Raw genomic sequence first — 9,477 nt, forward strand, 5'->3', positions numbered from 1 at the left:
GTTCAACAGCCTGCGACTGGCGATTGCCTTACGCGAGCAGGAGAGCGACCTGGATCTGCGCCTGTTTTTGATGTCCGACGCGGTCACAGCCGGACTGCGGGGGCAAAAACCGGCGGAGGGCTACAATATCCAGCAGATGCTGGAGATCCTGACGGCGCAGAACGTGCCGGTGAAGCTGTGCAAAACCTGCGCCGATGGCCGCGGTATCAGCGCCCTGCCGCTGATCGACGGGGTGGAGATTGGCACCCTGGTGGAGCTGGCGCAGTGGACGCTATCCGCGGATAAACTATTAACTTTCTAATAATGCATTAACAAAAATATTTTTTTCTTATGAGCGCGGTTCCAGCTTCAAGTTTGCCTGCCCGATGCCGATAGGCTTTTTACAACAACACAGCAGGTATTTCATTATGTTCAGGTCAATTCGCGCTCGTATTATTGCGGCGACGGTCGGATGTCTGATCGCCGCGCTTTTACTGAATACCGTGATTAATTTCCAGGTCACGCGTCAGGATAATCAACAGTCCCAACGTTCGATACTGGCCAGCACCAGCGCCAGCCACAGCATGGCGATTGCCGACTGGGTCAGCAGCAAGACGCTGGTGATCAACTCCCTGCAGAACGTCGTCCTGAGCGACGATCCGGTACCGATGTTTAAACAGCTGGCGCAGGCGGGCGGGTTTATCAACGTCTATGCCGGCTACGCCAGCAAAACCGCGAAGTTTTCCAATCCTGAAGGGGTACCTGCCGACTACGATCCAACGGTGCGTCCGTGGTATCAGCAGGCGGTGAGAGAGGATCGCGCCATCGTCACCGCCCCGTATGTGGATACCGGCACCAAAAAGCTGGTGGTCACTTTCGCCGTGCCGGTGAAAGAGAACGGCGAGCTGAAAGCGGTGCTGGCGGGCGATGTGGCGATGGACAGCGTGATCGCCAACGTGCGCGGCATCCATCCGACGCCAGCCAGCAGCGGGCTGCTGGTTGACAGCGAGGGTTCGGTCATTGCCGCCAGCGATCCCGAGCTGACCTTAAAGCCCTTTAAATCGGTCATCAGCGGCGTCGATCTGGCTGCGCTGAAGAATGGCAACAGCGCCGAGGGGGAGTACAACGGCGTGGCGAAAACCTTCTCCGCAACCCCGATTGCCGGTACCCAGTGGCAGCTGATTGTCGCGCTTGACAGCGATGATGCGACGACAGGTATGCGCACCCTGCTGAAAGCTTCCTCCCTGTCGCTGGTTGTGCTGGTGCTGCTCAGCGCGGTGGTTGTGCATTTCGTGATTGCCCGCCTGCTGAAGCGCCTGTCAGATATTCGCGATGCGATGCACGCCATTGCCAACGGCACCAACGATCTCTCCCAGCGTCTGCCGGAGAAAGGTGACGATGAGGTGGCGCAGATCGCCCATGCCTTTAACGCCTTCAGCGATAAACTCGCGGTGGTGATGGTGCAGTTGCGCGACGCCAGCGCCTCGGTGAAGAACGCCGCCCAGGAGATTGCCGCCGGGAACCAGGATCTCTCTGGACGCACCGAGCGGGCCGCCTCCAGCCTGCGTGAAACCGCCAGCGCCGTAGAGCAGATCACCGCCTCCGTGGCGCAGTCCACCGAATCTGCCGCCGTGGCGAACGAGCAGGCGGGCAAAGCTGCCGAGGCCGCGACGCGGGGCGGCAACGTGGTGTCGCAGGCGATCACCACCATGCAGTCCATCGAAGCCGCCTCGACCAAAATTGGCGACATCACCAGCGTGATTGATGGCATTGCTTTCCAGACCAACATTCTGGCGCTGAACGCCTCGGTTGAAGCGGCACGTGCCGGTGAGCAAGGGCGCGGCTTTGCCGTGGTGGCGGGCGAAGTGCGCAATCTCGCCAGCCGCAGCGCCCAGGCGGCAAAAGAGATCAAAAGCCTTATCGACTCCACCACCGACAGCGTGGCGACCGGTTCGCGCTATGTGCATCTTGCCGGGCAGAGCATGAATGAGATCGTCACCAGCATTGGCAGCATGTCGGGGATCATGCGGGAGATCACCGTGGCGACCAGCGAGCAGATGAAAGGCATTCAGGAGATTAACCGCGCGGTGCTCAATCTGGACAGCATGGTGCAGCAAAACGCCGAACTGGTGGTGCAGTCGGCTGCCGCCGCCAGCGCCCTTCAGGGTCAGGCAGGCGACCTCGCTGAAACCGCCGGTCATTTCCGCATTTAATGTTAATCCGCTGCCTGAAAGCCGCGTAAAGCGATGTTCGCTGCGCGCTTTCAGGCATTTTGTCATTTTTGTTTAAGGCATACGCCATTTTTTGATCAAAATCAGCACCCCGGCCCTTCCCCTTTGGTGTTATGCCATGAGTGAATTGTGAACAACATCACGCTCAGGATTAGCCGCAAGGAGAGCGTTGTTTCGGATACGGGGTAAAAAAATGGCACTGGTAAAAGCAAGTCTGAAGTTGTTTGGCGGGGATACGGTAGTGGTGCGCTGCTCAGAGCGCTGTCATATTCATCTGATGAGTAATAAAGCACCACGCAAAACGCAGGCAGATATTTTAAGCGTACAGGACAGAGACAACGCCTGGCTGACGGTGCCTTATACCGGAACCTGGGAGGTGCTCATCGACAGCCACAGCCAGTCGCTTGAGCACTCCATCAGCTACGTCGCAGCCTGATCATTCTTCGCCCGGTGGCGCACTGTCACCGGGCTTTTTTTCAGGCAAAGCCGGGGCGCAGCTGGCTTTCCGGCGATTCGTTATCCAGCAGTGCCCGCACCCGCGACACCAGCTCGTTCAGACAATCATCCTGCATGCCGAGACGCGTCAGCTCCTGATCGAGTGAGAAGAGATATTGTGCGTTGGTGCCAAGCGGGCCGCTGGCGGCGGCAATCAGCGGGGCGATGACCTGCGCGCGCGTGTCGGCCTCAAACAGCGGATGGCGCGGATCCATAATAAAGACCAGGGCGTTAACGGTGCGTCCATCATCCAGCTGCAGCCGACACCAGCTCGGCATATAGCAGCCAGTGATCATCTCACGCTTCCACAGCAGCGCCAGCTCCTCTTCCAGGGTCGCATCCGGCAGACGGTAGGCCACGCCGGTGGTGCGTCCGCCCTCTTTCAGTGCAAGCATACGGCCTGGCTGGCAGGCGCTGCCGCGTCCGGCGGTCAGGCGCAAACAGAAGGCACGATGCCAGCCCGGAAGCGTCCCGGTTGCCGATTCAACATACTCCAGCGCCGGGTTCCACATCAGGGAACCGTAGCCGAAAAGCCATACCGGACCGTTGTCCGGACGGCAGGCCAGGGTCGCAGCCAGCGACGCTGCGCGTTGCTCGGCTGACCACAGAAGCGACTCTTCGATCGCACCAAAGGCCGTTCTGCAGTCGGCCTTCATAAGAAAATCACGCGTTAACATATTGCACCTCCGCCACTGCCTGCATCCCTGCCCTCACTTTATGAACCTTCCGGGTCCTTTTACTGCTCAATTAGAAAGCAGTAGGGTGACGATATGCAATAATCTCGCCGGGTGCAACAGAGCGCGAGGCCGACCGCCTTAAAAGTCAAAGCCGACGGTGCAAACTATTAAGCACAGCCAACTAAGCAATGACTATTTCTTCTTGTGCCACTTATCATCGTCTCCCTTTTCGTAATCCTGCTTCACCGCCGCCCAGGCCACCTTGTGTGCGGTCTCCTCACGACTGTCATCGCCCCGGCGGTCCTCTTTATCTTTGTACTGATCCCAGGCGCTGTTAAAGGCTTCTTTGTAGATATCCTGCGCGTGGGCAGGCAGTACGTTCTTAACGTTATCCGGTAAATCAGTTTTCGATTTGTATGGCATAGCAACCCCCTCTTTTTATTCACTTAATAAGTGTGGTCGACAATGCCGAAGGCTTCCAGTCGAATCGATAATCCTGGATTTCAGTTTCTTAATCTACTGTTATTAAGACCCTATTTAACAAAAATATATTATTATGACGCTCTCGTGTAATAATTCCCCTGTACCGTAAAATTAAGTAAAAGATACTCAGAGATTAACGGCGATCTGTTAATTTAAGCTCCTCACTTTCTGTCTATAATTACAAGCACCTGCCAAAACGGAGAATTACATGACAACCGCACACGAGACGGTGAAAACCCGTCATAAGGAGACGTCTCTCATTTTCCCGGTGCTGGCCCTGGCCGTGCTGTTCTTCTGGGGAAGCGCGCAGTCACTGCCAGTGGTCATCGGGATTAATATTCTTGCCCTTGTGGGTATTCTGAGCAGTGCTTTTAGCGTTGTACGCCATGCCGACGTGCTGGCCCACCGCCTGGGCGAACCCTACGGTTCCCTGATTTTAAGTCTTTCCGTCGTTATTCTCGAAGTGAGCCTTATTTCCGCTCTGATGGCGACCGGTGACGCAGCACCTACCCTGATGCGCGATACGCTCTACTCCATCATTATGATTGTCACCGGCGGACTGGTCGGCTTCTCGCTGCTGCTGGGCGGGCGCAAATTCGCGACACAATATCTGAACCTGTTTGGTATTAAGCAGTATCTGATCGCCCTCTTTCCGCTGGCGATTATCGTGCTGGTATTCCCGATGGCACTGCCGGGGGCCAATTTCACTACCGGCCAGGCCCTGCTTGTGGCGCTGATTTCTGCGGCGATGTACGGCGTGTTTCTGCTGATCCAGACCAAAACGCACCAGAGTCTCTTCGTCTATGAGCATGAAGATGAGAGCGACGACGATGACCCGCACCACGGCAAGCCGTCCGCGCACAGCAGCCTGTGGCATACGGTCTGGCTGGTGGTGCATCTGATTGCGGTCATTGCGGTTACTAAGATGAATGCCGCACCGCTGGAGACGCTGTTGACGGCGATGAACGCGCCGGTGGCCTTTACCGGCTTCCTGGTGGCGCTGCTGATCCTCTCCCCGGAAGGGCTGGGGGCATTACGTGCCGTGCTGAATAACCAGGTGCAGCGTGCCATGAACCTCTTCTTTGGCTCGGTGCTGGCGACCATCTCCCTGACCGTGCCGGTGGTGACGCTGATTGCCCTTCTTACCGGTAACGAGTTGATGTTTAGCCTTGGCGCACCGGAGATGATTGTGATGGTGGCGTCGCTGCTGCTGTGCCAGATTTCATTTTCCACCGGGCGCACCAACGTGCTCAACGGTGCGGCGCACCTGGCATTGTTTGCGGCCTATCTGATGACGATATTTGCCTAGTCCTTTGCCCAGCGGCGCTTCGCTTGCAGGGCCTACGGGTTTTGTAGGCCGGGTAAGCGCAGCGCCACCCGGCAATAAGCGCATAAAAAAACCCGCCTCGGCGGGTTTTTTCTTTCATCAAATTAGTTGGACGTATCCAGCTCTTCAAAGCTCTTGACCAGATCGTCAATCGCCTTAATCTGCTTCAGGAACGGCTCCAGCTTGTCCAGCGGCAGCGCGGATGGGCCGTCGCACTTGGCGTTGGCAGGATCCGGATGCGCTTCGATAAACAGACCCGCCAGACCGGTCGCCATACCGGCGCGCGCCAGTTCGGTAACCTGAGCACGACGGCCGCCTGAGGCTGCGCCAAACGGGTCGCGGCACTGCAGAGCGTGGGTCACGTCGAAGATGACCGGCGACTGGTTAGAGACATTTTTCATCACGCTGAAGCCCAGCATGTCCACCACCAGGTTGTCATAACCGAAGTTGGAACCACGGTCGCAGAGGATCACCTGGTCGTTACCGCCTTCGATAAACTTATCGACGATGTTCCCCATCTGGCCTGGGCTGACGAACTGTGGTTTTTTCACGTTGATGACGGCGCCGGTTTTCGCCATCGCTTCGACCAGATCGGTCTGACGGGCGAGGAACGCGGGCAGCTGGATCACGTCAACCACGTCTGCCACAGGCTGCGCCTGGCTTGCTTCATGGACGTCGGTGATCACTTTTACGCCAAAGGTCTGCTTCAGCTCCTGGAAAATTTTCATCCCCTCTTCGAGGCCCGGGCCACGGTAAGAGCGAATAGAGGAGCGGTTGGCTTTGTCAAAAGAGGCCTTAAACACATACGGGATACCCAGCTTCTGGGTCACGGTGACGTAGTGTTCGCAGATACGCATCGCGAGGTCGCGGGATTCCAGTACGTTCATGCCGCCGAACAGCACGAACGGCAGGTCGTTCGCCACGTTGATATCGCCAATGCTAACCACTTTTTGTTTCATAGGATCGCCTTATTCAGGGGTGAATCGGAATTAAGATTAATGCAGTGTAATCTGTTTGTGCGCGATGGAATTAATCTGCGCGCGGATCATTTCGCTGATCGGATCTTCCGGACACTGCTCAACAAAATAGCTCAAATCATTCAGCGCAACGTGGTCACACTCAAGCTGCACGTAGATAAGGCCGCGATCGCGTATCTCGTAAGGATCTTCCGGGTTAAACTGCAGCAGCACCTCACTGGCACGCAAGGCCAGCTCCATCTGCCGCTCTTCCATCAGCGCTGACTTCAGGGTGTCCAACAGCTTGCGAACCACCTCGGCGTTATCCGCTTCGTCCAGATCTTCGTTGTAGAGTTCCGCCATCGGGCTGATGTTGCCCTTCAGCCAGACATCCAGCGTGTGATCGTCAAGCGTGTCGCCATTAAAGGGATTGATTAACCACATCTCGCCGTCCAGCCACTCGGCGCGCAGCAGCATCTGCGTCGGGAAGATGACCGGCACCAGCGGAATATCAAGACGGTGCGCCACCCATAATAAAATCGCCCCCAGGGAGACAGCGCTGCCCTGACGGTTTTTCAGTACCTGATCGAGCCACAGCGCGTCGGAGAGCCGATACACGCCACGCGTATCGCAAAAGCCCCACTCACCATAAAAAAGCTCAATCAGTTTCTCCAGTTGCCATTCCTGAGGGCGCGCCTGATTAATCTCTTCACGCGCCAGACTCACCAGTTTCTCCAGTTCATCGTAGACGTATTGTGAAATGAAATCATCGCGGATCATCTCTGATACCTTAATCATTCCATCGCACAGCGGCACTTTGTTAAATTCGAAATCGGCCAAGGACTCCATGACTTACCCCAGTATCGGTATTCTTGTGGTGGCGAGTTTAATGATGATGTACAGCACCACCAGCCCCAGCAGAAAGGCAACAAACCCCGCCTGCTGGCTGCGCGGACGATGACGCCCCAGCGCAATAAAACCCAAAACGATGTAGATGATAACGCCAAACAGCTTTTCAGTCAGCCATGACCCTTCATCTGTAAACGGCAGATAACCGGTCACCCACATCAACCCCGCGCCGGAAAGAAACAGCACGGTGTCGATGCAGTGCGGCAGAACCCGCACCCAGCGCGCGTTGATAAGGGCATTATTGCTGTAACGCCACCAGTAACGCAGCGCAAAAAAAGTGACGGTCAGGACGACTGCCGTCAGGTGCAGGGCGATCAGTACAGAGAAGCTATTCATGCCACTTGCCCACGGTCAGGCGCTCGTTGCCGCCATAGTCGCGACAGGTTTCAACCTGGGCAAAACCGGCCTGCAGGAAGAGATTGCGCACCGCTTCGCCCTGCGTCCAGCCATGCTCCAGCAGCAGCCAGCCATTGCTGGCCAGGTGTTGGCGAGACTGGATAATAATATGGCTGAGATCTGCCAGTCCGTGATCCGCCGCAACCAGCGCGCTGCGCGGTTCAAAGCGCACATCCCCTTCGCTGAGATGCGGATCGCACTCATCGATATAGGGCGGGTTACTGACGATCATCTCAAACTGCTGGTCAGCAAGAGCGGTAAACCAGCTGCTCTGCTGCACGGTCACATTCTTTAACGCCAGGCGCTCAAGGTTACGCTGTGCCAGCGCCACCGCATCGGGCATGAGATCTACTGCCGTCACCTGACAGTCCGGACGCTCGCTGGCCAGCGCCAGGGCGATGGCCCCGGTGCCGGTGCCGAGATCCAGAATGCGCGCGGGGGTGGCGGGCAATCTCGCCAGCGCCTGCTCCACCAGGCATTCGGTATCGGGACGGGGAATTAGCGTTGCAGCAGAGACATAGAGCGGCAGCGACCAGAACTCACGCTCGCCCACCAGGTGCGCTACCGGCTCGCCGGTTTTGCGCCGGGCGAGGAGTGCATCAAGCTCTCTTTGCTGATCGGCGGTAAGCGCTGTTTCGCCAAAGGCGAGAATCCAGGTGCGTGCTTTGCCCGTCACATGCTCCAGCAGGACCTCCGCATCGCGACGGGGGCTTTCGCCCCCCGCCAGCGTACGTATCGCCTGCTGTAGCCAGTGCTGAAAATCCATTAATCCTGCTCTGCCAGCGCTGCCAGCTGGTCGGCCTGGTACTCCTGCACGATAGGTTCGATCAGCAGATCCAGTTTGCCTTCCATCGTCTCATCCAGACGATAGAGGGTCAGGTTGATGCGGTGATCGGTCACGCGACCCTGCGGGAAGTTATAGGTGCGGTTGCGATCGCTGCGATCGCCGCTGCCCAGCAGGTTGCGACGGGTTGAGGCTTCCGCCTGCTGGCGTTTCGCCATCTCTGCGGCATGGATACGGGCACCCAGCACCGAGAGCGCTTTGGCTTTGTTTTTATGCTGGGAACGTTCGTCCTGACACTCCACCACGATGCCGGTTGGCAGGTGGGTAATACGGATCGCGGAGTCGGTGGTGTTAACGTGCTGACCGCCCGCGCCGGAGGAGCGGAAAGTATCGATACGCAGATCCGCCGGGTTAATGTCCGGCAGCTCAGCTTCCGGCAGCTCGGGCATCACCGCCACGGTGCAGGCGGAGGTGTGGATACGCCCCTGGGATTCGGTGGCAGGGACGCGCTGGACGCGATGGCCGCCGGACTCAAATTTCAGGCGACCATATACGCCCTCGCCGCTGATTTTGGCGATCACTTCTTTATAGCCACCATGTTCGCCTTCGTTGGCGCTCATGATCTCCACACGCCAGCGACGCGACTCGGCGTAGCGGCTGTACATGCGGAACAGATCCCCGGCAAACAGGGCCGCCTCATCCCCGCCGGTTCCGGCGCGGACTTCGACAAAGGCGTTGCGTTCATCGTCCGGATCTTTTGGCAGCAGAAGCACCTGAAGCTGCTGTTCCATCTCTTCGGAGCGGACTTTCGCCTCCTGCAACTCTTCCTGCGCCATCTCGCGCATTTCCGGGTCGTCGAGCATCATCTGCGCGGTTTCAATATCTTCCTGAACCTGCTGCCAGTCGGTAAAGCAGCGCGCAACGTCACTTAATTGCGCATATTCGCGCGACAGGGCGCGGAAACGTTCCTGGTCGGCAATGGTCGCGGCATCGCCGAGCAGCGCCTGAACTTCTTCATGGCGCTCGTGCAGCGCTTCCAGTTTGGCGACAATAGAGGGCTTCATAGGCGTAAGTGCACCTTTTAATTATAAAATGGTTTGGCGCGCTATTCCAGCCAGAGGCTGTCGCGCAGAATATTCAGGCGTTCGTCGTCCCCGTCACGGGCAGCCTGTTGAAGTGATTTGGTTGGGGCATGGATCAAACGGTTGGTCAGTTTCCATGCCAGCTCCTGCATGATGAC

The 9,477-nt window shown here is 57.4% G+C and carries 11 protein-coding genes and 1 pseudogene; 4 read left to right on the forward strand and 8 right to left on the reverse strand.

The genetic code is table 11. The features are described 5' to 3' along the window. The 3 genes from WFM46_RS20835 to WFM46_RS20845 form a co-directional block, all read left to right on the forward strand. Positions 1 to 301 (forward strand): DsrE/DsrF/TusD sulfur relay family protein (locus WFM46_RS20835; RefSeq protein WP_336998424.1); only part of this gene is annotated, 301 nt, incomplete at its 5' end. 106 nt (positions 302 to 407) lie between these two features. After that, complete coding sequence (locus WFM46_RS20840) at positions 408 to 2,192, forward strand: methyl-accepting chemotaxis protein (RefSeq protein ID WP_336998425.1); 1,785 nt, start codon at positions 408 to 410, stop codon at positions 2,190 to 2,192. Positions 2,193 to 2,403: 211 nt separating this feature from the next. Next, positions 2,404 to 2,646 (forward strand): DUF1883 domain-containing protein, encoded by a 243-nt coding sequence (locus tag WFM46_RS20845; protein WP_039030709.1) that lies wholly within the window; start codon positions 2,404 to 2,406, stop codon positions 2,644 to 2,646. A 40-nt stretch (positions 2,647 to 2,686) separates the two neighbouring features. Here the strand turns inward: WFM46_RS20845 and WFM46_RS20850 are convergent, their stop codons facing one another. Next, complete coding sequence (locus tag WFM46_RS20850) at positions 2,687 to 3,382, reverse strand: gamma-glutamylcyclotransferase (protein ID WP_336998426.1); 696 nt, start codon at positions 3,380 to 3,382, stop codon at positions 2,687 to 2,689. A 192-nt stretch (positions 3,383 to 3,574) separates the two neighbouring features. Continuing rightward, on the reverse strand, positions 3,575 to 3,805 hold the full coding sequence (chaB, locus tag WFM46_RS20855) for a putative cation transport regulator ChaB (RefSeq protein ID WP_103179945.1): 231 nt from the start codon (positions 3,803 to 3,805) through the stop codon (positions 3,575 to 3,577). Positions 3,806 to 4,073: 268 nt separating this feature from the next. Here chaB and chaA point away from each other — a divergent pair, with 268 nt between their 5' ends. Next, positions 4,074 to 5,174: a sodium-potassium/proton antiporter ChaA gene (gene chaA / locus WFM46_RS20860; RefSeq protein WP_336998427.1), complete on the forward strand. Its 1,101-nt coding sequence runs from the start codon at positions 4,074 to 4,076 to the stop codon at positions 5,172 to 5,174. Positions 5,175 to 5,296: 122 nt separating this feature from the next. Here the strand turns inward: chaA and kdsA are convergent, their stop codons facing one another. The 6 genes and pseudogenes from kdsA to hemA form a co-directional block, all read right to left on the reverse strand. After that, a complete protein-coding gene (gene kdsA / locus WFM46_RS20865) occupies positions 5,297 to 6,151 on the reverse strand; it encodes a 3-deoxy-8-phosphooctulonate synthase (RefSeq protein ID WP_103179947.1) in 855 nt (284 codons plus the stop codon). A 36-nt stretch (positions 6,152 to 6,187) separates the two neighbouring features. Beyond that, a complete protein-coding gene (sirB1, locus tag WFM46_RS20870; RefSeq protein WP_336998428.1) occupies positions 6,188 to 6,997 on the reverse strand; it encodes an invasion regulator SirB1 in 810 nt (269 codons plus the stop codon). 3 nt (positions 6,998 to 7,000) lie between these two features. Further along, on the reverse strand, positions 7,001 to 7,393 hold the full coding sequence (gene sirB2 / locus WFM46_RS20875; protein WP_103179949.1) for an invasion regulator SirB2: 393 nt from the start codon (positions 7,391 to 7,393) through the stop codon (positions 7,001 to 7,003). Beyond that, positions 7,386 to 8,219 carry a peptide chain release factor N(5)-glutamine methyltransferase gene (gene prmC, locus WFM46_RS20880; protein ID WP_336998429.1) on the reverse strand — a complete coding sequence of 278 codons (834 nt, stop codon included), beginning with the start codon at positions 8,217 to 8,219 and terminating at the stop codon, positions 7,386 to 7,388. The genes sirB2 and prmC overlap by 8 nt, the downstream gene beginning before the upstream one ends. Beyond that, positions 8,219 to 9,301, reverse strand: a complete 1,083-nt coding sequence (gene prfA, locus WFM46_RS20885) for a peptide chain release factor 1 (RefSeq protein ID WP_103179951.1) — start codon at positions 9,299 to 9,301, stop codon at positions 8,219 to 8,221. The genes prmC and prfA overlap by 1 nt, the downstream gene beginning before the upstream one ends. Before the next feature lie 41 nt (positions 9,302 to 9,342). Then, a pseudogene (gene hemA, locus WFM46_RS20890) lies at positions 9,343 to 9,477 on the reverse strand (glutamyl-tRNA reductase); the annotation flags it as partial.

Source organism: Leclercia sp. M50 (assembly GCF_037150775.1).
Taxonomy (GTDB): Bacteria; Pseudomonadota; Gammaproteobacteria; order Enterobacterales; family Enterobacteriaceae; genus Enterobacter.

Coding starts and splice junctions, on each gene's coding strand:
- WFM46_RS20840 (WP_336998425.1), top strand. CDS start 408: ATGTTCAGGTCAATTCGCGCTCGTATTATTGCGGCGACGGTCGGATGT.
- WFM46_RS20845 (WP_039030709.1), top strand. CDS start 2,404: ATGGCACTGGTAAAAGCAAGTCTGAAGTTGTTTGGCGGGGATACGGTA.
- WFM46_RS20850 (WP_336998426.1), bottom strand. CDS start 3,382: ATGTTAACGCGTGATTTTCTTATGAAGGCCGACTGCAGAACGGCCTTT.
- chaB (WP_103179945.1), bottom strand. CDS start 3,805: ATGCCATACAAATCGAAAACTGATTTACCGGATAACGTTAAGAACGTA.
- chaA (WP_336998427.1), top strand. CDS start 4,074: ATGACAACCGCACACGAGACGGTGAAAACCCGTCATAAGGAGACGTCT.
- kdsA (WP_103179947.1), bottom strand. CDS start 6,151: ATGAAACAAAAAGTGGTTAGCATTGGCGATATCAACGTGGCGAACGAC.
- sirB1 (WP_336998428.1), bottom strand. CDS start 6,997: ATGGAGTCCTTGGCCGATTTCGAATTTAACAAAGTGCCGCTGTGCGAT.
- sirB2 (WP_103179949.1), bottom strand. CDS start 7,393: ATGAATAGCTTCTCTGTACTGATCGCCCTGCACCTGACGGCAGTCGTC.
- prmC (WP_336998429.1), bottom strand. CDS start 8,219: ATGGATTTTCAGCACTGGCTACAGCAGGCGATACGTACGCTGGCGGGG.
- prfA (WP_103179951.1), bottom strand. CDS start 9,301: ATGAAGCCCTCTATTGTCGCCAAACTGGAAGCGCTGCACGAGCGCCAT.